Raw genomic sequence first — 22,798 nt, forward strand, 5'->3', positions numbered from 1 at the left:
GGTTACCGTCAGGATTCGATCACGGACGGTAGCCAGGCGAAGGTGAGCAGTAGATGGCGGGGACATCGCGACCGCCCCGGGGCGAGATCCGCGGGCTCACCGGGCTCCGGCTGGTCGCCGCCCTCTGGGTGGTCGCGCACCACTACTGGCTCTTCGCGCCCGCTCAGCCCTGGCTGCGCCACCTCGAGCCGGTACGTCCCTTGCTGGAGAGCGGCTGGCTCGGCGTCGACCTCTTCTTCGTGCTCAGCGGTTTCGTCCTCGCCCACAACTACGTCACCGTTCTCGGCAGCCGGCCAGGCGTGCGCGCGGCCGTCGAGTTCTACTGGGCGCGGCTGAGTCGCATCTGGCCCATCTGGATGGTGGTCCTGGGCGTGGTCACCGCCGGGCTGGTCGTCAAGCAGTTGGGTGCCGTGGGCGCCGCGGAGTCCGTTTCCCGCATCGATGCGCCGACCATGCTGCGGCAGGTCCTCCTGGTGCAGGTGTGGGACCGGCCGGACTACTCCGCGACCGGCCCGGTCGGCCCGGGATGGTCGCTGAGCGCCGAGTGGCTCGCCTACCTCTTCTTCCCGGTCGTGGTGCTGGTCCTGTACCGGCTCCGTGGCTGCCGGGCGACCGTGCTGGGGGCGTTGGCCCTGGCGGCGGTGACCCCCTTCGTCTACGGCTGCCTCGCGCTGGGGTCGCACGACTGGCGCTGGAGCTGGCTGGTGCGGCTGGCCGGCTGCTTCCTCGCCGGGGCCCTGGTCTCGCTGTGCGTCCACCGGATCCGCGCCACGGTGCCGGCCGGGGCGGCAGAGCGGGTGGCGGCCTGGGCCGCTGGGGTCGCGGTCGCGACGATGGTGCTGGTGCTCTGGTGGGCCGACGCGGTCGAGGAGGACCACGGAGGTGCGGCCGTCCTCGTCTTCCCCCTCCTCGTCGGTGCCCTCGCGCTGACCGACGGAGGTCCGGCCAGGCTGCTGTCGACGCCGGTCGTGGTCCTGGGTGGCCGCATCTCCTTCGCGCTCTACCTCGTCCACATGGCCGTGTTCGAGGTCGTCTGGACGGTCGCGGACGTCGTCGCCTCCCTCGGCGGAGGGTCGGCGCCGGCCACGCTGCTGCACGTAGTGGGCCTGGCACTGCCCCTCCCGGTGGCATGGACGCTCTGGCGCTTCGTCGAGGAACCGGCCCGGCTCCGGATGCGCCGGATCGGCCCTCGTCCGGCGGGGGTGGCCGAACCGCGCGCGTCCGGCGGAGAAAGCCGGCCTCCGGAAGAGGCCGGGGCGACGGTGTCGGCTCTCGTCGGACAGACCGCCTGAGGTCCACCGCAGCCCCGGCAACACGCGGTCGACGCCGCGGGAGAGTGACGCGGGTCGGGGAGTCCGTCATCCTCGTGGGGTGGCCTACCCCGACAAGCTGCTCCACGAGGACGAAGAGGTCGTCCAGCACCTGCACCCGCACTGGCTGACCGTCTTCTGGCCGGTGGTGCGCTTCCTACTGGTGGTGGGCGCGGCGTCGTTCGGGACGGCGATGGTGCCGACCGGTCGGCAGCAGGGGCTGATCCGGCTGCTGGTCCTGGTGGTGGCACTCGCGCTGCTCGCCGTCCTCGTCCTGGTCCCCCTGCTGCGCTGGCGGACGACGCACTACGTCATCACCACGCATCGGCTGCTGTTCCGGACCGGGATCCTCGCCCGGCGCGGTCGGGACATCGGCCTGTCGCGGATCACCGACGTCTCCTTCCGGCAGTCGCTGTGGGACCGGATCATCAGGTCCGGGACGCTCACCATCGAGTCGGCGGGGGACGGCGGTGCCACCGTCCTCCGGCAGATCCCCGACAGCGAGGGCGTCCAGCAGCTGCTCAACCACATGATCGAGGAGGACGCCGACCGGCGGGCTCAGGAGAGCGCCGGTCACCTCGGCGAGTACTACGGGCCGTGGCGCACCGAGACCCAGCAGCCCCTCTGACCCCGGGCGTCCGCCGGACCGGTCCGTCACGGCGCGTCCGGGCCGGACCTGTCGGTACCCCCGCATACCTTCCGTGGCATGCGCCTGCTGCACACCTCCGACTGGCACATCGGTCGCTCGCTCCACGGCACCGACCTGCTCGCCGAGCAGGAGGCGGTGCTGGGGTCGCTGGCCGAGGTCGTGAGCGCGGAGCAGGTCGATGTCGTCGTCGTCGCGGGTGACGTCTACGACCGCGCGGTCCCGTCGGCCGACGCGACCGGGGTGCTCGACCGGGTGGTCGGGCGGTTCCTCTCGGCCGGCGCCGCGGTCGTCATGACACCGGGAAACCACGACTCCGCCCGCCGGCTGGGCACCTTCTCGGGGCTCCTGCGCGCAGCGGGCCTGCACGTCCGGGCGGCGGCACGCGCCCTCGACGAGCCGGTCCTGCTGAGCGACGAGCACGGCGACGTCGCGGTCTACGGGTTGCCGTACCTGGAGCCCGAGGTCGCCCGCCACGAACTCGGTCTCCCCGACGCGCGCAGCCACGAGGCGGTGCTGGCCGCAGCGATGGACCGGGTGCGGGCTGACCTGTTCCTCCGTCCCGGCGCGCGGTCGGTCGTGCTCGCCCACGCCTTCGTCGGCGGCGGCGTGGCCAGTGACAGCGAGCGGGACATCTGCGTCGGAGGCGTGGACCTGGTGCCCTCCGCCGTGTTCGACGGCCCCGACTACGTGGCGCTCGGACACCTGCACCGGCCGCAGGTGCTCTCGCCGCGGATGCGCTACAGCGGGTCCCCCCTCGCGTACTCCTTCGGCGAGGCGGGGCAGGACAAGCTGGCCTGGCTGGTGGAGCTGGACGCCGACGGGCTGGCGGGGGTCCGTGCCGTCCCGCTGGCCGCCCCCCGGCAGCTGTCGGTCCTGACCGGCGACCTCGCCGACCTGCTGGCGGATCCGGCGCACACCCCGGCGGAGGCGCACTTCGTGTCGGCCCGGCTGACCGACGCCGCCCGCCCGGTCGACCCGATGCGCCGGCTGCAGGCCCGCTTTCCGCACTGCGTCCACCTGGAGTGGACCGGGGCCGGGGCCACCGCCGACGGGCGCAGTTACCAGGACCGCATGCGCGGGCGCAGCGACCTCGACGTCGCCGGTGAGTTCGTCAGCCACGTGCGGGGCGTGGCCGCGACCGCGGCCGAGCGCGAGCTGCTCGGCCGCGCCCTGGGCGCGGAGGACCGGGCGGAGGCCCTCCGGTGAGGCTGCATCGTCTGGCGCTGACCGCGTTCGGCCCCTTCGCGGGCACCGAGGAGGTCGATCTCGACGAGGTCGGCCGGGACGGGCTCTTCCTGCTGTGGGGCCCGACGGGAGCGGGCAAGACGACGCTGCTCGACGCCGTCGTGTTCGCCCTGTACGGCACGGTCCCCGGCGCCCGTGGCGAGGAGAAGCGGCTGCGCAGCGACCATGCGGACGCTGCCACCCGCACCGAGGTCAGCTGCGAACTCACACTGGCCGGTGAGCGCCTGCTGGTCACGCGACGGCCGGAGCAGCAGCGGCCCAAGAAGCGTGGCGAGGGGTGGACGACCGAGCAGGCCCGGCTCCTGGTCCAGCGACTCACCGACGGCGGGTGGGAGCCGGTCAGCACGCGGATCGACGAGGGGTCCGAGCATCTGCGCATGCGCCTCGGCCTCGACGTCCACCAGTTCTGCCAGGTGGTGCTGCTGCCCCAGGGTGACTTCGCGCGGTTCCTGCGCGCCGAGCCCGAGCACCGCGCGGAGCTGCTGCGGACCCTCTTCGACGTGGGCCGGTTCGCCCGCGCCGAGGATTGGCTGGCCCACGAGCGGTCCGAGGCACGCGATCGCGTGGCGATGCAGAAGGCCCGCCTGAGCAGCCTCATGGCACGGGTGGCCCAGACCGCCGACGTCGAGATCCCCGAGGAGCTGGCGCCCGAGCTGCTCGCCGCCGGCCCCGGCAACCGTGGCACCCCCTGGGTGGGAGAGGTGCGGACGGCCGTGGCGACGCGGCTCGCCCGAGCGGTCGAGCGCGCCGGAGCAGCCGCGGCACGCGTCGCCGAGCTGGACGCGGCACTGGCTGCGGCCCGTGCGCTCGACGAGCGGCACGGCCGCCGCGCGCAGGCGCAGGAGGCGCTCGAGACCCTGACCGGACGCGAGGCGGACGTGGCACCGCTGCGGGTCGAGCTGGACCGCGGTCGCCGGGCGGAGACGCTCCGCGACGTGCTGGCAGCCGTGCGGCACGCCACGGACACGGTCGAGCAGGCCGCCACCGGTCTGGACGGCGCCCGCCGCGCATGGCAGGCGGTGGCCGGCGGGCGGGAGTCGTCGCCGGCGCTGGCCCGCGAGCTCCGCGACCACGCGGCCGCGGCCAGAGCCCTGTGGCCGGAGGTCGAGCGGAGCGCCGAACTGGGGGCCGCCGTCGGCGGACTCGACGTGCGCATCGCCGCGCTGACCGCCGCCTGCGCCGCCGGCGCCGCGTCCGCCGAGACGTGGCCGGCTCGCCTGGCCCGGCAGGAGACCAGGGTCGCCCTGGCGCAGGCAGCGTCGGCGCGCCTACCCGGGGAGCGCGACGCGCTCCACGCGGCTGAGGACGCCGTGACCGCGGCGCGGGCGGCGGACCGGCTGGCGGAAGCCCTCGCGGCCGCCCGACGAGAGGTCGACGTCCGGCGGGGGACGTGGTCCGACGCCCGGGAGCGGTGGCTGGACCTGCGCAGCCAACGGCTGGACGGCATGGCGGCCGAGCTGGCCGCGCAGCTGGTGGACGGCGCGGACTGCCCGGTCTGCGGAGCCGTGTCCCACCCGCGCCCCGCCACGCACTCCGGCCCGGCGGTCACGGCCGAGGACGAGCGGGTCGCGCGTCAGGAGGCCGAGGCGGCCGAGCGGGAGCTGGCCACCGGCACGGCCGCGGCGGACGCGCAGGAGCGGGAACTGGCGGGGCTGCGAGCCCGCGCGGGTGCGCTGCCGGTCGGCGAGCAGGCCGCGCTGCGCGACGGGCTGGCGGCAGCCGCGGACCGGACCGCCGTCGAGGCCGCGGATCTCGAGCCCGCGCGGGCGGAGCTGACCGGGCTGCTGGCGGAGCGCGAGCGGTCGGCGGCCCGGCTGGCCGCCGACCGGGAGGAACTGCGAGCCCGGGCGGCAGAGCGGAACACGCTGGCCGATGCACTGGACGTGCTGTCGTCGCGGCTCGCCGACGCATGCGGGGAGGACCCCGACCTCCGCACCCGCGTGGTCCGGCTGGAGACGGCGGCAGGCCACTGCGAGGCGCTGGTGACGGCGCAGGCCGAGGACGAGCGAGCCCGCGTCATCGCCGGGACCGCCCGTCGCAACGCGCTCGAGCGGTGCCTGGCCGCAGGGTTCGACGAGGTCTCGACCGCCGTGCAGGCGCTGCTCCCGGAGCACCGGCTGGCTGCCCTCGACCGCGAGGTGGCCGCGCACGACGACCGGCTCGCGCTGGTCCGGGCGCGGCTGGCCGAGCCCGAGCTGGCCGATCTGGGGCAACGGCCCGACGTTCCCGGTCTGACGGAGCGGTGCTCGACCGCGACGCGCGAGCGGGAGGACGCCGTCGCCGACCTCGACGGTGCGCGGCGCTGCGACGCCGCCCTGGAGCAACTGGCCGGATCGGTCATGTCCGCCGAACTGGAGCTGACCGACCTCCTCGCCTGGGCCGATCAGGTGACCGCACTGGCCGACCTGGTGCACGGCCGGGGCTCCAACGTGCTGCGGATGCGCCTGCAGTCCTTCGTGCTGGCTGCGCGGCTGGAGCAGGTCGCGGAGGTTGCCAGCGGGCGGTTGCAGGACATGTCCGGCGGGCGGTACACCTTCCTGCACAGCGACGCGCAGGGCCGCAACGGCGCCCGCGGCGGCCTGGGCCTCGACGTGTTCGACGAGTACACCGGCGTGCGGCGGGCGACCAAGACCCTCTCCGGCGGGGAGAGCTTCATGGCCTCGCTGGCACTGGCGCTGGGCCTCGCCGACGTCGTCACGGCCGAGACGGGCGGCGTGCAGATCGACACGCTGTTCGTCGACGAGGGGTTCGGAACCCTCGACCCGCAGGCGCTCGACGCCGTGATGAGCGTGCTGGACGAGCTGCGGCGAGGGGGCCGCACGGTCGGGGTCATCAGCCACCTGGAGGAGCTGCGCACCCGCATCCCCACCCGGCTGGAGGTCGTCGCGGGGCGCAACGGCTCCCGGCTGGCCGGCTGACCCCCGGGGCGCGGCCCCGGCGGTCAGGCCCCGGACGCTGTCGCGCTGCCGCGGGCGTGGGCGACGGCGGGGATCGGCGCCGTCGCGGCCCCCGGCATCGTGGCGGCCGGGGCGGCCGTTGCGACCGCGGCGGCGGGGGAGGCAGGGGCGGCCGCGGACCCGTGGGCGTGCTCAGCCACCGGGCGGTGGGCGACGACGTCGTGCACCGAGCGCATGACGTAGATGGGCCGCTGGCGGGCGTCGTCCCCAGCTCGCCAGACGTATTCACCCATGACGCTGAGGAAGCCGAGGTTCAGGCCCCCGGTCAGCAGCACGGCTGAGGTGACGAACCAGTACCCGGCGCTCCCGTCGGTCGCCACGGCGAGGATGACGGCCACCAGCGCGGCGAGGACCGCCAGCACGCAGATGATCGCCCCCAGGTAGCCGGCCACCCGGGCGGGCGCCTGGCTGAACTCGACGAAGGAGTCCACCACCAGCTTGATCTTCTTGGCGTTGGTCCACTTGCTCCGCCCGGCCGGCCGGGGCAGCTGCTCGAAGCCCACCGTCGTCTGGTTGAAGCCCGCCCAGGCGACCAGCCCGAAGATGTTCCGGTTCGACTCCTGCATCCCGTTGACGACCTCGAGGATCGCGCGCGAGACGAGCACGATCGACGGCCCCTCCGCCGGATAGGTCGGGATGGTCGACCAGCGGTGGAACCACCGGGAGAAGGCGCGGGAGAGCGCATTGCCCAGGCCGGTGGGCACCGAGCGCGTGGACCGCACGCCCCACACCACGTCGTTGCCGGCTTCCCAGGCAGCCAGGAAGCGGCCGATGACCTCCATCGGTTCCTGCAGGTCGGCCGACAGCGTCATGGCGCAGGCGCCCCGGGCGGCGCGGAAGCCGGCCGTGATCGCCGCGTGCGACCCGAAATTCCGGGACAGGGCAACGATGCGGGCCGTGACCGGGCCACCGTCCAGGGCCGCACGCAGCAGATCGGGCGTGCCGTCGCTCGACCCGTCGTCCACGACCACCAGCTCGAACCGGTGCCCGGGGTGGTTGGCGTCGATCTGCCGGACCAGTTCGACCAGCCCGGCCACGTTCTCCGCCTCGTTGAAGGCCGGGACGACGAGGCTGACCAGGGGGCCTTCCGTGGCGGCCGCAGCCGGGGACGGTGCCGGTGACGTGGGGTGGCTGATCATCTTCTCTGGTTCTCCCGTGTGGTGCGGCCGGCGGGCAGCGGAGCCCGCTCGGGGATGTGCGGGACGCCGGTCGCGTCCTCCGGAGTCAGGTGGGTGTGCCGCCGGCTCCGGCGGGTGCGGAGTTCGGCTGCGGTCAGGCCGGCGACGAGGACGGCGGCGGCGCCCACTGCGGCCAGCGACAGTGTGGTGCCCGGGGGCGACCAGGCGAGGGTGAGCGTCCCGGCGTCGACGTCCTCGGGGATCGGGACGGCGAGCAGGCCGTTGGGTCCCTGCTCGACCGGAACCTCGCGGCCGTCGATCTCGGCGGTGTATCCCGGCCAGGCCAGCCGGGCGAAGGTGAGCTCGATGGGGCCTCGTCCGTCGCGCCGGAACTCGACGGTCTCACCGACCTCGCCGACGCGGGTGTCGGAGACGATCTCGACTGGTCCGTCGGTGTCGGACAGCCGGCCCTCGGGCCAGGGCAGCGGCTCGGTGCGCCGCCAGACGTCGACGTAGTCGGTCGACTCTTCCAGCTGCCAGCCCTGGGGGGCCGGCTCGTCCTGCGTGTCGCGCAGCGCACGCTGGACGACGACCGTCTCCGCGCGGATCAGGTCGGCCAGCCGCTCGTCGGCGCCGTCGGGCGTCTCCCAGAGCGCATCCCAGGCCTCCGGACAGGTCGAGCCGGTGTATTCGGTGCACAGCGGCACGTCGAAGTTCGTGAACCCGACGCCGCTGTAGGCGGTCAGCGACTCCACCCCGGCCACGGCGTACATCGACCCGAACAGCACGTCCTCGTACACGCCGTTGGTCCCGCGGTCCGGCCCGGCCGCCGCAACGGAGCCGATCTGCACCCGCAGACCCGGGCCGTTGTCGGCGAAGGACCGCTGGATGGCCTCAGCGCCCCGGGGAAACCGGTAGTCCAGCACGTTGGCGTTGGAGGGCCACCACGAGAGCTGCACGGCGAGGACGACCAGGGTGCCGGCCATCCCGACCAGCGCCGCAGGTCGTGCGCCACGCCCGGCTGCGACCAGCAGCCCAGCCATCAGGCCCGCCACGAGCCCGGTGCTGAACAGGTGGCGGTCCAGCTCCACGGGCACGTCGGACCAGGCCAGCCAGCCGCCGAGGAAGACGAGGCCACCGCTGAGAGCTCCCCGGAGCCGCAGCCGGTCCCGCTGCAGCCCGGCGCTGAGCAGCACAGCCGCGGTGACGGCGACCGCCAGCCACAGGTAGGGGAGGAGGCGGACCGGCCAGCGGAAGAACCAGATCTGGGACGGGCCCAGGACCAGCAGCAGGTTGATCACTCCGACGACCCAGAGAGCCGCGAGCCCGCGGACCCGCTCGCGGAGCACCGACCAGCGCAACCACGGCAGCAGCGGGAGCAGGTACCAGGCCAGGTAGAGGCCCGGGAAGCTGAAGGTCAGCTCCCCGAACACGTCCATGTAGGGCGTGAACGACGGGGAGCTCAACCCGACGAGGTCCGACAGCTCGGGGGACAGGAACTCGTCGTTGAAGGTCTGGGAGCCGGCGCGGTAGCTGACGGAGGCGGAGAGCACGAACGGCAAGTACGTGGGGACGGAGAGCAGGGCGACCGCAATTCCGGCCGAGGTCACCCCGACCCCCGCCCGGAACCGGCGGCGCAGCAGCGCCTCCGCGAGGACTCCGGCAACGACGAGGCCGCTGGCCAGCAGGCCGTAGGGATTGCCGGCCGAGGCGCACAGGTAGCCGGCGAGCACAGCCCACAAGAACGAGCCGCGGCCCTCGGCGGCGCGTCTGGCGGTGTACCAGACCCAGGGCGCCAAGGCGGTCACGGTGAGGCCGGTGACCCAGGCCGCGCCGTCCATCCACAGCGTGAACCCGGACAGCGGCAGGCTGCTGCCCAGGAGGGCCGCGGGCCAGGGGCGGGCGCCGTACTCGCGGCACAGCAGGTAGGCGCCCAGGGCCATCGTGAGGAAGAGGAACGCTTTGATGACCACGGTGACCAGGGCGAGGTCGTCGATCGCACGGGTTCCCGCGTACAGCCCCAGCAGCAGCGGGTTGTAGAGGCCGAAGGCGGCTTCGGCGGCGTAGTTGCCACCGCGCCAGGCTTCGATGTCGAGCAGGAGCAGCCGCCCGTCCAGCAGGGCGTCGCCGATGTTGCGCCAGGCGCCGACCGAGGCCCCGGCCGTGTCGTCCCAGAAATAGAAGGTAGGTGTGCGCACCAGCGGCGCACACACCCCCGCCAGCACCACCCCGAGCATCGTCAGCGGCGGCCACCAGCGGCCCGGGCGCAACGGCTTCCCGGGAGGGGCCGGGGTGAGCACCGGCGCCGGCCTGGGCGCGCGCATGGTCGCGGTGGTCACGACCGGATCTCCGCACGGCGGGGCAGGTCGTCCACGGAGCCGGTCCGCCGGCTCCGGCGGGTGCGGAGTTCGGCTGCGGTCAGGCCGGCGACGAGGACGGCGGCGGCGCCCACTGCGGCCAGCGACAGTGTGGTGCCCGGGGGCGACCAGGCGAGGGTGAGCGTCCCGGCGTCGACGTCCTCGGGGATCGGGACGGCGAGCAGGCCGTTGGGTCCCTGCTCGACCGGAACCTCGCGGCCGTCGATCTCGGCGGTGTATCCCGGCCAGGCCAGCCGGGCGAAGGTGAGCTCGATGGGGCCTCGTCCGTCGCGCCGGAACTCGACGGTCTCACCGACCTCGCCGACGCGGGTGTCGGAGACGATCTCGACCGGTCCGTCGGTGTCGGACAGCCGGCCCTCGGGCCAGGGCAGCGGCTCGGTGCGCCGCCAGACGTCGACGTAGTCGGTCGACTCGTCCAGCTGCCAGCCCCGGGGGGCCGGCTCGTCCTGCGTGTCGCGCAGCGCACGCTGGACGACGACCGTCTCCGCGCGGATCAGGTCGGCCAGCCGCTCGTCGGCGCCGTCGGGCGTCTCCCAGAGCGCATCCCAGGCCTCCGGGCAGGCTCCGCCGTCGTACGAGGCGCACAGCGGGATGTCGAAGGCCGTGAACGCCACGCCGCTGTAGGAGGTGGTCGACTCGACGTCGGCGACGTCGTACATCGAGCCGAACAGGAGGTCCTGGTAGGCGCCATCGGGAGTGCGGTCGCCGTCCGGGCGTCCCGTCTCGGGCAAGCGGGCGATCTGCACCACCAGGCCCGGCCGGTAGTCGGAGAACTGGTCCTCCATCTCCGACTCGACGTGCGGGAAGTTGAAGTTCGTCGTCGTGGCGTTCACCGGCATCCAGCCCAGCTGCACGACCAGCACCACGACGGTGCCGGCCATGGCCGCCAGCGCCAGGCCCCGTTCGGTGCGGGCAGCCCACAGGGTCAGGCCCAGGAGCACCGCCACCAGTCCGGCGGCGAGCAGGTGCCGATCCCAGCGATCGGGGTCGTCGGACCACGCCCACCAGAAGCCCATGAAGACGGCGGCGGCGCTCAGCGCCCAGCGGGTCCCGCTGCGGGAGCGGACCAGGCCGGCGCTGAGCACGACTGCGAGGAGGACGACGACGGTCAGCCAGAAGTAGGGCAGCAGCCGCATCGGCCAGCGGAAGAACCAGACCTGCGACGGGCCGAGAACCAGGGCCAGGTACAGGCCGGCGACCAACCAGACGCCGGCCAGTTCACGACCGCGCTGCCACAGCGTCGACCAGCGCAGCCACGGGGCGAGGGGAAGGACGAACCAGGCCAGGTAGGCCGCCGGGAAGGTGAAGTAGGGGAACTCGAAAGCCCACATGTAGGGGGTGAGCGAGGGCGAGCTCAACCCGGCCAGCTCGGAGATCCCGGGGGAGAGGATCTCGTCGTTGACGATCGAGGCGCCCTCCCGGTAGCTCACCGACGACGACAGCAGGAAGGGCAGATACGTGGGGAGCGCGAGCAGGGCCACCGCGAGACCGGCGACGGCCGTGACGGCCGACTGCCGCCTCCGCCGACGCCACAGTGCCTCGACGAGAACGGCACCGATGACGATGCCCGCCGAGAGCAGCCCGTAGGGATTGCCGGCCGACCCGCACAGGTAACCGGCCAGCACCAGCCAGAGCGCGGAGCCACGCCCCTCCGCGGTCCGCTTGGCGGTGTACCAGACCCACGGGGTCAGCGCGGTGACGATCAGCCCGGTGACCCAGGCGGCGCCGTCCATCCACAGGGTGAAGCCGGAGAACGGGAGTGCGCTCCCCAGCATCGCCGCAGGCCACGGTCGCGCGCCGTACTCGCGGCTGAGCAGGTAGGCGCCGAGCGCCATCGCGAGGAAGAAGACCCCCTTGATGATCACGGTGACGACCACCAGGTCGTCGATCGGCATGGTGCCCGCCGACAGCGCCATGATCAGGGGGTTGTACAGCCCGAACGCCGCCTCCGCCGCGTAGTTCCCGCCGCGCCACATCTCGATGTCGAGCAGCTGGATGCGGCCCTCGAGCAGGGCCGACCCCATGTTCCGCCACGCGCCGACCGCGGCCGCCGCGGTGTCGTCCCAGTAGTAGAACGTCGGCGCGCGCAGCAGCGGCGCGCAGACTCCGGCCAGGACGACGCCGAGCATCGTCAGGGGAGCCCACCAGTGCCGGCCGCGGCCCGGCATGGCGGGATCGGGGGGCGGCGTGCGGGTGGCGGCCTCGCGCAGGGTCGGGGTGCTCAGTGGGGGGCCTCGGCGGGTTCGGCCCGGCGCCGGGCGGTGGAGTCGGTCCCTCGGGAGCGCCGGTGGCGGAGTTCGACGGCGGCCAGCGCGACGACGGCGAGGCCTCCCAGCCCGACCGCGGCCAGGGACAGCTGCGCGCCGGGAGGGGTCCAGGACAGTGTGAGCGTACCGGCGTCGGCGCCGGCGGGTAGGGCGACGGTGAGCAGGCCCACGGAGTTCTCCCCGACGGGCACCGTCTCGCCGTCGACGGTCGCGGTGTAGCCGGGCCAGGCCAGTCGCGCGAAGGTGAGCTCGACGCGCCCGGGCCCTTCCCGCTCGAAGGTCACCGTCTCGCCGACCTCGCTGGTGCGCTGGTCTGCGGTCACCTCCACCGGCCCGGAGACCGCCGAGAGCCGGCCGTCCGGCCACGGCAAGGTGCCGGTGCGCCGCCAGATGTCGGCGAACTCCGTGGACTCGGTGAGCTCCCAGCCCTCGGGGGACGGCTCGGCGCTGGTGTCGATCAGGTCGCGCTGGACCACGACGGTGTCGGCCTTGAGCAGGTCGGCCAGGACCACGTCGGAGCCTTCCGGCTCCTCCCACAACGGCTCCCAGGCCGCCTCCCTGCAGGTGGCGCCCTGGAAGTTCATGCACAGCGCCCGGTCGAGCGCGTTGAAGCCGACCCCGCTGTAGGCGGTCAGCGACTCGACGCCGGCGACGGAGTGCATCGACCCGAACAGGATGTCCTGGTAGATGCCCTCGGCGTTGCGGGTCGGCAGCTTGCCGACGGTGTAGGCGAGCTGGACGGTCACCCCTGGCCCGTAGTCGGCGAAGGTCTCCTGCATGGCCGACTCGCTGCGCGGGAAGTTGTAGTTCGACATGTTGGCGTTGACCGGCATCCACCGCAGTTGCAGGACGAGCACCAGGAGGGTCCCGCCCAGGGCGACCAGCACCAGGTTCCGCTCGGAACGGCGGGCCATGCGGAGCACGAGCCACAGCAGCGCGGTGATCAGCCCGGCGTAGAAGACATGCCGTCTGGTCAACCCCGGCATGTCCGACCAGGCCAGCCAGAGGCCGGCGAACACCGCCAGCGCGCTCAGCAGCCAGCGCACGCGGGCGTGCGAGCGGTCCAGTCCCGCGCTGAGCAGCACGGCGAACAGCACCACCACGCCGAGCCAGAGGTAGGGGATCAGCCGGAACGGCCAGCGGAAGAACCAGACCTGGGACGGACCGAGCAACAGCAGCAGGTAGACCGCACCGAACACGAAGGGGCCGGCCAGCCGGCGCGCCTGGGAGCGCAGCAGCGGCCAGCGCAGCCACGGCGCCAGGGGGAGCACGAACCAGGCCAGGAAGGCGGCCGGGAAGGTGAAGTAGTTGTAGGAGAAGGCCGGCATGTACGGCGTCAACGACGGGGAGCTCAGCCCCAGCAGTTCCGTGAGGCCGGGGGAGAGGTACTCGTCGTTGAGCGTCTGCGAGCCGGTCCGGTAGCTGACCGACGAGGACAGCACGAACGGCAGGTAGGTCGCCACGCATAGCAGCGCCACGGCGATCCCCACCACGACGAGGCCCGTGGTCCGCTTCGGCCGGCGGCAGAGGAAGGCCTCGACGATGACCGCGCCGATGACGATCGCGGTCGCGATCAGTCCGTAGGGGTTCCCGGCAGATCCGCAGAGATAGCCGGCGAGGACGACCCACAGGAGGCTGCCGCGGGCCTCGGCGGCCCGCTTGGCGGTGTACCAGACCCAGGGGGTGAGGGCGGTGACGGTCAGCCCGGTGACCCAGGCGGCGCCGTCCATCCAGAGGGTGAAGCCCGAGAGCGGCAGCATGCTGCCGGCCAGGGCCGCCGGCCAGGGCCGCGCGCCGTACTCCCGGCAGAGCAGGTACACGCCCAGCGCCATCACGAGGAAGAAGAAGCCCTTGATGACGAGTGCGACCAGGGCCAGGTCGTCGATCGGCATCGTCGCGGCCGACAGCGCCGTCAGCAGCGGGTTGTACAGCCCGAACGCCGCCTCCGCCGCCAGGTTGCCGCCGCGCCACATCTCCAGGTCCAGCGGCAGCAGGCGGCCTTCCAGGGCGGCCGCGCCCATCGCGCGCCACGCGCCGACGGAGGCCGCGGCGGTGTCGTCCCAGTAGTAGAAGGTCGGCGCGAGACGCAGCGGCGCCAGGACGCCGGCGAGGACCACACCCAGCATCGTCACCGGCGCCCACCAGGAGCGTCGGGGCCCGCGTGGAGCGATGACGGCAGGCTGCTCGCCGGTCTTCCTGAGGGGCGCTTCCGTGGTCGCCGTGCTCACAACGTCGGTTCGGGCGCGTCCGCCGGACGCGCCGGGTGCAGCCCGCGGGCCGACCAGGCGGCCGCACCGGCAGCCAGGACGTCGGCCACCGTCAGGATCAGCCGCGAGGCCAGTGCCACGCCCAGGGCGGTGCCGACGCCGCCGAAGGGCGACAGCGAGGCGACCAGCACGGCCTCCCGGACACCGAGACCCGAGGGCGACGCGATCGCGAGCAGCCCGGCGGTCATGGCCAGGGCGAAGCTGCCGATGCAGTCGAGCAGGGTCGGCGTGAGGCCGCCCCCGGCGCCCACGCCCAGCAGGTAGAAGTGCACGCCGAACAGCGTCCAGGCCAGCGCGGACCAACCCATGACGCGCAGCAGACCGAGCAGGCGGAGGCGGTGCCCCAGGCCGGCGCGGCCCAGGATCCGGAGGAAGAGGTCGACCAGCCGGCTCAGCACCGGCGGGACGGCGCAGATCAGCGCCACGGGGGCCAGCACGGCGGCGCCCCAGACGGCCGCGCCGCCGACGCCGACCAGGGTCGGGATACCGAAGAGGCCGAGCAGCAGCGCGGCGGTGGTCGAGAGGCCGACGAGGACCAGTGAGGCGGCGAAGGACCGGGCGCGGGGGATGCCGGCGCGCAGCGAGAGCTCCATCTGCAGCACGAAGGCCCAGACGCTGCCCGGGAGGTACTTGCCCAGCTGACCCACGAGGTAGATCTGTCCGGCGGCGACCGTCGGGATGTCGTGATCCAGTTCGCGGAGGACGGCCTGCCAGGCCTTGACGTTGGCGCCGATGGCCAGCATCGCGGTGACGAACGCGCCGGCGATCGTCCAGCCGTTCAGGGCGAGCAGGGTGTCCCGGACGTCGGGCCACAACCGCACGACGGCGTAGACGATGGACGCCGCGATGGCGACGGCCAGCACCACCCGTGCGGCTTTGAGGACGAGGGCCCGCTTGGAGCGGGTGGGGGCGCTCACGACGGGCGCGCGAACGATGACGTCTGTTGCCAAGGGGGTTCTCCTCCGCGACCGGGCTCGCGAGGAAGGAGCGAACCAGCGCTGTGCCCCGAGGCTAACAACGAAATGCGGATCGGCCACGTCTCGTGACCGACCGTAGTCACAGGGCTCTCACCGGACCCTCGCGCGCGTCCGCCACCACGAGAGGGCCGGCTGGAGGGACTCCGTCCCGGACCAGTCGTCGGGGAGGCGGCCCCCGTCGGCGTACAGCGCGGCGAGCTGGGCGGCGTCGTCGTCGGGCAGGCCCTGGCGGCTCATGCCCACCGCGTTGACGCCCTGCACCCGGACCGGGTTGCCGAATGCCTTCGCGAACGGCGGCACGTCGTGGGTCACCACCGTTCCCATGCCCAGCATGACGCCCGGGCCGATGACCCGCCGCTGGTGCACGATCGCCCCCAGCCCGAGGTTGGCGCGCTCCCCGACGGTCACGTGGCCACCCATCGTGACGTTCGACGCCATGGTGACCCCGTCGCCGACCGACCCGTCGTGCCCCACGTAGACCTTGTTCATCACGAAGCAGTCCGAGCCGATCCGCGTGGGGTGGGCCGAGCCCGAGTGGACGGTCGTGTACTCGCGGAGGGTGGTGCGGTCCCCGACGGAGACGCCCGCGCCCACGAGGTCCCCGTCCCAGGCGGCCCCGTGGTCGAAGCCGCGGATCTCGGGGGGTGCACCCAGGACGACGTGCGCCCCGATCCAGTTGTCGTCGCCGATCCGGCAGGGCCCCAGCAGGACCGCGTACGGGCCGATGACGTTGCCCGTCCCGAGGTCCACACCGGGCCCCACGACCGCGGTGGGATGGATCCGGTTGGTCATGAACGCCTCCTGTGCCCGACGGTCGACGGCGGGCGGCAGTGGCGCCCGCGACCTCCGCGAGAGTGCCACGGCGGCGCCCGTCGCGTGCCGCGTGGGCAGAGGAGAGGCCTGTGTGACGGGTGGGTCCGGCACGGGCGGAGGGTCGTCGGCCGGGCGGTTACGGTAGCCACGTCAGTACAACGATCCGAATGGAAGCAGCTGTCGTGATCCCCATCAGTGTGGTCGACGTCCGCGAAGCAGAACCTCTCGTCCTGGAGGTCATCAGGTCCGGCGTCATCGCCCAGGGGCCGATGGTGAAGCGCTTCGAGGAGGCGTTCGCAGAGGTCGTCGGTGTGCGGCACGCCGTGGCCGTCAACAACGGGACGACCGCGCTCGTCGCCTCCCTGCAGGTCCTCGACCTGCAGCCCGGTGACGAGGTGGTGACCTCCCCCTTCACCTTCGTCGCGACCCTGAACGCCATCCTCGAGGCCGGCGCGACCGCACGGTTCGCCGACATCCGGGAGGACGACTTCGCGATCGACCCGGCCGCGGTGGGCGAGCGCGTGGGCGACCGCGCCAAGGTGCTCATGCCGGTCCACCTCTACGGCCAGACCGCCGACATGGGCCCGCTCATGGACATCGCCCGCGACCGCGGCCTGCACGTCGTCGAGGACTCCGCCCAGGCCCATGGCGCGACCTACCAGGGCACGGGGGCGGGGGCGTTCGGGATCGGCTCCTTCTCCTTCTACGCCACCAAGAACCTCACCACCGGTGAGGGCGGCATGATCACGACGAACGACGACGCGATCGCCGACCGGCTGCGCGTCCTGCGCAACCAGGGCATGCGCCAGCGCTACCAGTACGAGATGGCCGGCCACAACTACCGGATGACCGACCTGCAGGCCGCCGTCGGGATCCCGCAGATCGCCCGCGTGGACGAGATCGTCGAGTCGCGGAAGAAGAACGCCGCCCGCCTCACCGCCGGCCTGGCCGACGTCGCCGGGATCACGCCGCCGCGGGAGCTGCCGGGACGTTCGCACGTGTGGCACCAGTACACGGTGCTGCTCGACGAGGCGATCGACCGCGACCGGGTGGTGGCCGACCTGGTCGACGCCGGTGTCGGCGCCGGCATCTACTACCCGCGGACGGTCTTCGACTACGACTGCTACCGCGACGACCCCCGCGTGGTCATCGAAGACGTGCCGGTGGCGGAGTCGGTGGCCCGACGCTGCCTGTCCCTCCCGGTGCACCAGCACCTCACCGACGAGCAGCTCGACACCGTGGTCGAGTCCGTCCGCCGAGTGGTGGGCGCCTGAGATGGCCCGTCCGTCGATCGCAGTGGTGGGCACGGGCTCGATGGGCTCGCTGCACGCCCGTGTGCTGAGCGGCTCCGCCCGCGCTGATCTGGCCGTCGTCATCGAGCCCCGTGAGGAGATCGGCCGCGCGGTGGCCGACCGCTTCGGTGCCGCCTGGGCACCCGACCTCTCCGGCCTCAGCGGCGTCGACGCGGTGATCGTCGCCGCCGCGACCGGGGCGCACCACCAGCTCGCCCTGCAGGTCATCGAGGCCGGGCTCCCCATGCTGGTGGAGAAGCCCGTGGCCGACAGCCTGGAGAAGAGCCAGGAGATCGTCGACGCGTCGGCGGCAGCAGGCCTGCCCCTGATGTGCGGATTGCTGGAGCGCTACAACAGCGCGGTCGTCACGGCCATGCAGCTCACCCGCGAGCCCGTGCACGTGAGTGCCACCCGGCACTCGCCGTACGCGCCGCGCATCAAGACCGGGGTGGCCTGGGACCTGCTGGTCCACGACGTCGACATCGCGCTGCGCATCCTGGGTGGCGAGCCGTCGTCCGTGGAGGCGAAGCTCGGGTACTTCCACCCGTCGTCGGTGGCCGGGGCCGAGGACATGGCCGAGGCCCTGCTGTCCTTCTCGGGCGGCAAGCTCGCCTCGGTGTCCGCGTCACGGATCGGGCAGCAGAAGATCCGGACCCTGACGATCACCGAGGTCGACCGGGCCATCGAGGTCGACCTGCTCCGCCAGAGCGTGACCCTCTACCGGCACATCGACGGTGACGCGGCCAGCGAGGACGGTCTGGGCTACCGGCAGCAGACGATCATCGAGATCCCGGCCCTGGTGCAGATGGGTGAGCCGCTCGGCGCCCAGCTCAACCGGTTCATCGACCTCATCGAGGGCACCGTGGACGCCGGCGAGGAGCGGGCGTCGATCATGCCGGCCCACCGGGTGGTCGGCGAGGTGGTGACCACGGCGCCGGCCCTGGTCTGAGCGAGCCGGTCGCGGCAACGACGAAGGGGGCGGGGCACCGATCGGTGCCCCGCCCCCTTCGTCGTGCGTCCTCCGCCGTCAGCCCTCCGCGGAGCCGGGAGCGCCGTCTCCGGCGGACTCCAGGGCAGGAAAGGTGACCATCCCGTCGTCGGCGATGTCGACCCGGGCGATCGGCCGTGCAGGAACCCCCGCGACGACCGTGTAGGGCGGGACGTCCCGGCTGACGACCGCGCCGGCCCCCACGACACTGTGGTCCCCGATGGTGACGCCCATGTTGACGACGGCGTTGGCGCCGACGAACACGTAGTCGCCGATGTGCACCGGAGCCCGTTCGACGGCGGGGAACGATCGCCCCGACACGCACCGGCGGGCCGACGAGTGGGTGTAGACGTGCACCCCGCTCGAGATGTCGCAGCCGGTGCCGATGGTCAGTCCGCCCGAGCCGTCGATCATGGTGAAGGCGCCGATCCAGGTGCCCTCACCGACGACCGGGTCCCCGATCACCCAGGCATGCGGGTTGTACGGGTTGGCCGGCAGGGCGGTGCTGTCGTGCACCGTGTCCGGGCGGGTCACGACCGTCAGACGATCTCGGTGTGGACCAGTTCCTTCATGCCCGTCTGCACGTCGATGGTGGGCTCCCAGCCGAGCACCTCGCGGGCCCGGGTGATGTCGGCCGCCCGTCGGGAGACGAGGACCTCGCGAGGGTTGAACTGCGGCTCCACGTTCACACCCACGGCCGCGATGAGGGTGCGGGCCAGCTCGGCCACCGTGGTGTCGATGCCGGTGCCGATGTTGATGGCGACGTTGGCCTTCGCCGGGTCGGCGTCGAGGGACATGACGACCGAGCGCGCGATGTCGTGCACGTGCACGAAGTCCATCGACTGCTCACCGCTGCCGTCGATGACCGGCGGCTCGCCGGCGCGCAGGCGCTTGACGAAGTGGTTGATGACCGACGTGTAGTAGGCGGTCGGCTTCTGGCCGGGGCCGTACACGTTGAAGAAGCGCAGCCCGATCCAGGTGTTGCCGGACCGCCGGGCGTAGTAGTCGAGCAGGTGCTCGCCGGCGAGCTTGGCGATGCAGTACGGCGTGAGCGGGCTGACCGGGCCGTCCTCCTTCATCGGGAGGGTCTCCGGGTCGCCGTACACCGACGCGCTGGAGGCGAAGACGACGCGCTTGATGCCGTGGTCGGCGGCGGCGGCGAACACGTTGTTCTCGCCGACGATGTTGATGTCGACGCTCTCGAACGGGTCGGCCTGGCTCTTGTTGATCGACACGGCGGCGAGGTGGATCACCGAGTCGCAGCCCTTCATGGCGGCGTGCACGGCCCCGCCGTAGCGGACGTCCTGGTCGATGAACGTGACCTTGCCGGTGGCGACCCACTCGGCGACCTTGTCGCGGTCGCCGCGGAACATGTTGTCGAACAGGACGACCTCATCGCCCCGCTCGAGCAGCATGGGGATGACGTGGGAGCCGATGAAGCCGGCCCCTCCGGTGATGAAGACCTTGGACATGGAACTACTCCCTGACGTGCGGTGGTGAGGTGGTCGGAGGGTCAGCGGGCCGCGGGGACGACCTCGCGCACGGCCGCGGCCACCCGCTCGATCTGCGCGTCCGTGAGGTTCGCGTGCATGGGGATGGCGAGGTGCCGGCGGAAGAGGTCCGCCGAGACGGGGCAGGGGTTCGTGGTGCCGTAGACCGGCTGCAGGTGCGAGGCGTAGGTGCCGAAGTTGCACTGCACGCCGCGGCCGCGCAGCTCCGAGGCGACGACGCCCCGGTCGACGCTCGGGTCGAGGGTGAGGGCGTAGCTCTGCCAGGAGTGCGTGCGGTCCTCGCCCGTGACGGGCAGGCTGACGAGGTCGAAGTCGCCCAGGAGGTGCTGGTAGGCCTCGGCGACGCCCTGGCGGGCCTTCACCAGGTCGGGCAGCCGCTGGAGCTGAGCCAGCATGATCGCCGCGGAGACGTCGGAGAGCTTGTAGTTGTAGCCGATCTCGTCGAACTCGGGGACGGGCAGACCCGCCGTCCCCGCCCGGGAGAGGGCGCTCTCGATGCCGAAGTTGTGCGTCTTGCGGGCCTTCGTCGCGATGTCCTCGCGGTCGGTGGTGAGGGCACCGCCCTCGCCGGCGGTGATCCCCTTGCGGCCGTGGAAGGAGAAGCAGGCCGCGTCACCGAAGCTGCCGGCCGGGCGCCCCTTGTAGGTCGCGCCGGAGGAGCAGGCGGCGTCCTCCACCAGCCACAGGCCACGCTTGGCGGCGATGGCCTCGAGCTCCGCGTAGTCGGCCAGCTGACCGAGGGTGTCGACGGCCATGATGCCGACCGTCCGCTCGGTGACGGCGGCCTCCACGGCCTGCGGGTCGACCGTCCACGTGTCCGGCCGGACGTCGACGAAGACCGGCTTCCCGCCGCCGTACACGACCGAGTGCCCGGTGGCCGGGAAGGTGTAGTCGGCGACGATCACCTCGTCGCCCGGCTGCAGGCCCAGTGCCGAGGTGGCCAGGTGCAGGGCCGCGGTGCAGTTGTTGACCGGCAGCGCGAAGGCGGTGCCGGCGCTCTTCGCGAAGGCCTCCTCGAACCGCTTTCCCGTGGGCCCCTGGCCGGCGACCCATCCCGAGCGGAACACCTCCTCGACGGCGCGGAGTTCGGGCTCACCGAAGGTCGGCTGCCCCAGGGCGATGACATCGGTGGACGGTGGGGTCGACATGGGGCTCCTGACGCGCGGGATTGTGCCGGTCGAGGTCACGGCTCGATCACGAGACTACGTGGTCTGGGGCCGCGCTTCAGTCGAGGACGGGAAGGGCGCGCCTGCTGTGACGGAAGGGTCACCCGCGTCGGAAGAAATCGGTCGCCGCGGGAAGACCCAGACCCGGTAGGCCAGGAACCGCAGCACCGTCCCGAGCCCGATCGACGCGACGTTGGCGGCCTGCAGGACGGCCACGCTCTCCTGCCCCAGCGGGTAGCGGACGACGGCCACGACCGTCAGGCCCAGGCCGAGCGTGAGGACGTTCACCGCGGCGAAGCGCAGCGACTCCCGACGCACCCCCGTGCGCGCCCGGTGGGCGAACGACCAGTAGCGGTGGCCCACGAAGGCCGCCGCCATCGAGGTCAGTGTCGCGACCAGTTTGGCGGTCACGGCGCCGACGCCGAACTGGACGTAGAGCAGCTGGAACAGCGCGACGTCGAGCGCGAAGCAGGTGGCGCCGACGACGCCGAAGGCGCTCAGCTCCCGGACGAGCACCCGGTAGGTGTGGGCGGGCCGGTCACGGACGGGCTCACGCACTCCTGGACTGTACCGACCGGGCGGTGCGGCCGGGCCGCTCCGGGCAGCGCCGGGCGGCGACCGTGGGCCCGCTAACCTCGGACCATCATGGCTTCCCCGCTGGATCCGCAGACCGGTCTCCCGGTCGTGGCGATGATCGGTGGTGGGCAGCTCTCCCGGATGACGCAGCAGGCGGCGATCGCCCTGGGGCAGTCCCTGCGCGTGCTCGCCGGCGACGCGACCGAGTCGGCGGCCCTGGTGGCGGCCGACGTCGTGCTCGGCGACCACCGCGAGCTCGCCGACCTGGTGCGGGCCGCCGACGGAGCCACGGTCGTCACGTTCGACCACGAGCACGTGCCGACCGAGCACCTGCGCGCGCTCCAGGACGCCGGTCACCGGATCGCCCCCGGCCCGGCCGCCCTCGTGCACGCGCAGGACAAGCTGGTCCTGCGCCGGGCGCTGCGCGAGGCGGGGGAGCCGCAGCCGGCCTGGACCCGGGCGGAGCGGCCCGACGACGTCGCCCGGTTCGCCGCGGATCATGGCTGGCCGGTCGTACTGAAGACCCCCCGGGGCGGCTACGACGGCAAGGGCGTGTTCGTGGTCGACGACATCGCGGAAGCCACCGGCCTGCTCGAGCGGCACGGAACGCTGCTGGTCGAGGAGCGGGTCGAGATGGTCCGCGAGCTGTCGGCCCAGGTCGCGCGGTCGCCCTTCGGGCAGGTCGCCGTCTGGCCGGTGGTCGAGACCGTGCAGCGCGACGGCGTCTGCGCCGAGGTGCTCGCGCCGGCACCGGACCTTCCGGAGGCGCTCGCGACGTCGGCACAGGAGCTGGCGGTCCGGATCGCCGATCGGCTCGGCGTCGTCGGCATGCTCGCGGTCGAGCTCTTCCAGACCGCCGGCGGCGTGCTGGTCAACGAGCTGGCGATGCGTCCGCACAACTCCGGTCACTGGACGATCGAGGGCGCGCGCACCAGTCAGTTCGAGCAGCACCTGCGTGCCGTCCTGGACTACCCGCTGGGATCGACCGCGATGACCGCGCCCGTCGTCGTCATGGCCAACGTCCTGGGCGGTGCGGCCACCGGCGAGGACTGGTCCGGCGCGCCGCTCGACGAGCGCATCCACCACTTCATGGCGCACTGGCCCGACGTGAAGCTGCACTGGTACGGCAAGGGGCTGCGCCCGGGCCGCAAGCTCGGCCACGTGACGGCCCTCGGGGACGACCTGGCCGAGGTCCGTGCACGGGCGGTCGCCGCCGCGCGCTACCTGGCAGACGGTGTGGTCGACGACGCCTTCGCCTTCGAGACGGAGCACCGAGGAGCATGA

Annotated in this window: 17 protein-coding genes; 7 read left to right on the forward strand and 10 right to left on the reverse strand. The window is 73.0% G+C overall.

What is annotated here, in order from left to right; translation table 11 throughout:
- Window positions 1-53 precede the first annotated feature (53 nt).
- The 4 genes from FHU33_RS04250 to FHU33_RS04265 all read left to right on the forward strand — a co-directional run bounded on the left by FHU33_RS04250 (window position 54) and on the right by FHU33_RS04265 (window position 6,122).
- Entirely contained in the window at window positions 54-1,292 is a 1,239-nt protein-coding gene (locus FHU33_RS04250) for an acyltransferase family protein (RefSeq protein WP_142024232.1), read from the forward strand.
- Window positions 1,293-1,371: 79 nt separating this feature from the next.
- On the forward strand, window positions 1,372-1,938 hold the full coding sequence (locus tag FHU33_RS04255) for a PH domain-containing protein (protein ID WP_142024233.1): 567 nt from the start codon (window positions 1,372-1,374) through the stop codon (window positions 1,936-1,938).
- A 78-nt stretch (window positions 1,939-2,016) separates the two neighbouring features.
- A complete protein-coding gene (locus FHU33_RS04260; protein WP_142024234.1) occupies window positions 2,017-3,165 on the forward strand; it encodes an exonuclease SbcCD subunit D in 1,149 nt (382 codons plus the stop codon).
- A complete protein-coding gene (locus FHU33_RS04265; protein ID WP_142024235.1) occupies window positions 3,162-6,122 on the forward strand; it encodes an AAA family ATPase in 2,961 nt (986 codons plus the stop codon). Before FHU33_RS04260 ends, FHU33_RS04265 begins: the two co-directional genes overlap by 4 nt.
- 23 nt (window positions 6,123-6,145) lie before the next feature.
- Here FHU33_RS04265 and FHU33_RS04270 read toward each other — a convergent pair whose 3' ends face one another.
- The 6 genes from FHU33_RS04270 to FHU33_RS04295 form a co-directional block, all read right to left on the reverse strand.
- Complete coding sequence (locus tag FHU33_RS04270) at window positions 6,146-7,300, reverse strand: glycosyltransferase family 2 protein (protein ID WP_142024236.1); 1,155 nt, start codon at window positions 7,298-7,300, stop codon at window positions 6,146-6,148.
- The gene (locus tag FHU33_RS04275) at window positions 7,297-9,618 is read right to left on the reverse strand and encodes a hypothetical protein (RefSeq protein WP_142024237.1); all 2,322 of its coding nucleotides are present in this window, start codon (window positions 9,616-9,618) and stop codon (window positions 7,297-7,299) included. Before FHU33_RS04275 ends, FHU33_RS04270 begins: the two co-directional genes overlap by 4 nt.
- Window positions 9,615-11,825 (reverse strand): hypothetical protein, encoded by a 2,211-nt coding sequence (locus FHU33_RS04280; RefSeq protein ID WP_142024238.1) that lies wholly within the window; start codon window positions 11,823-11,825, stop codon window positions 9,615-9,617. Before FHU33_RS04280 ends, FHU33_RS04275 begins: the two co-directional genes overlap by 4 nt.
- Window positions 11,826-11,878: 53 nt before the next feature.
- A complete protein-coding gene (locus tag FHU33_RS04285) occupies window positions 11,879-14,056 on the reverse strand; it encodes a glycosyltransferase family protein (RefSeq protein ID WP_142024239.1) in 2,178 nt (725 codons plus the stop codon).
- Between the two features lie 92 nt (window positions 14,057-14,148).
- Window positions 14,149-15,108: a lysylphosphatidylglycerol synthase domain-containing protein gene (locus tag FHU33_RS04290; RefSeq protein WP_170182313.1), complete on the reverse strand. Its 960-nt coding sequence runs from the start codon at window positions 15,106-15,108 to the stop codon at window positions 14,149-14,151.
- Between the two features lie 150 nt (window positions 15,109-15,258).
- Window positions 15,259-15,960, reverse strand: coding sequence for an acyl-ACP--UDP-N-acetylglucosamine O-acyltransferase family protein (locus FHU33_RS04295; RefSeq protein WP_142024241.1), 702 nt, complete (start codon window positions 15,958-15,960; stop codon window positions 15,259-15,261).
- Window positions 15,961-16,163: 203 nt separating this feature from the next.
- Here FHU33_RS04295 and FHU33_RS04300 point away from each other — a divergent pair, with 203 nt between their 5' ends.
- Together FHU33_RS04300 and FHU33_RS04305 are read left to right on the forward strand one after the other, a co-directional pair.
- The gene (locus FHU33_RS04300; protein ID WP_170182314.1) at window positions 16,164-17,255 is read left to right on the forward strand and encodes a DegT/DnrJ/EryC1/StrS family aminotransferase; all 1,092 of its coding nucleotides are present in this window, start codon (window positions 16,164-16,166) and stop codon (window positions 17,253-17,255) included.
- Between the two features lies 1 nt (window position 17,256).
- The gene (locus tag FHU33_RS04305; RefSeq protein WP_142024243.1) at window positions 17,257-18,222 is read left to right on the forward strand and encodes a Gfo/Idh/MocA family protein; all 966 of its coding nucleotides are present in this window, start codon (window positions 17,257-17,259) and stop codon (window positions 18,220-18,222) included.
- 78 nt (window positions 18,223-18,300) lie between these two features.
- Here the strand turns inward: FHU33_RS04305 and FHU33_RS26135 are convergent, their stop codons facing one another.
- Genes FHU33_RS26135 through FHU33_RS04325 form a run of 4 tightly spaced genes read right to left on the reverse strand, consistent with a single transcriptional unit; the run spans window position 18,301 to window position 21,496 of the window.
- Complete coding sequence (locus tag FHU33_RS26135) at window positions 18,301-18,795, reverse strand: acyltransferase (protein ID WP_170182315.1); 495 nt, start codon at window positions 18,793-18,795, stop codon at window positions 18,301-18,303.
- A gap of 5 nt (window positions 18,796-18,800) precedes the next feature.
- Window positions 18,801-19,733: an NAD-dependent epimerase/dehydratase family protein gene (locus tag FHU33_RS04315; protein ID WP_142024244.1), complete on the reverse strand. Its 933-nt coding sequence runs from the start codon at window positions 19,731-19,733 to the stop codon at window positions 18,801-18,803.
- Between the two features lie 41 nt (window positions 19,734-19,774).
- Window positions 19,775-20,920, reverse strand: a complete 1,146-nt coding sequence (locus FHU33_RS04320; protein WP_142024245.1) for a DegT/DnrJ/EryC1/StrS family aminotransferase — start codon at window positions 20,918-20,920, stop codon at window positions 19,775-19,777.
- Window positions 20,921-20,974: 54 nt separating this feature from the next.
- On the reverse strand, window positions 20,975-21,496 hold the full coding sequence (locus tag FHU33_RS04325; RefSeq protein WP_142024246.1) for a GtrA family protein: 522 nt from the start codon (window positions 21,494-21,496) through the stop codon (window positions 20,975-20,977).
- 87 nt (window positions 21,497-21,583) lie between these two features.
- Between FHU33_RS04325 and FHU33_RS04330 the strand changes: the two genes are divergently transcribed.
- Window positions 21,584-22,798: a 5-(carboxyamino)imidazole ribonucleotide synthase gene (locus FHU33_RS04330; RefSeq protein ID WP_246063256.1), complete on the forward strand. Its 1,215-nt coding sequence runs from the start codon at window positions 21,584-21,586 to the stop codon at window positions 22,796-22,798.

This window comes from Blastococcus colisei (genome assembly GCF_006717095.1).
In the GTDB taxonomy this organism is placed as follows: domain Bacteria; phylum Actinomycetota; class Actinomycetes; order Mycobacteriales; family Geodermatophilaceae; genus Blastococcus_B; species Blastococcus_B colisei.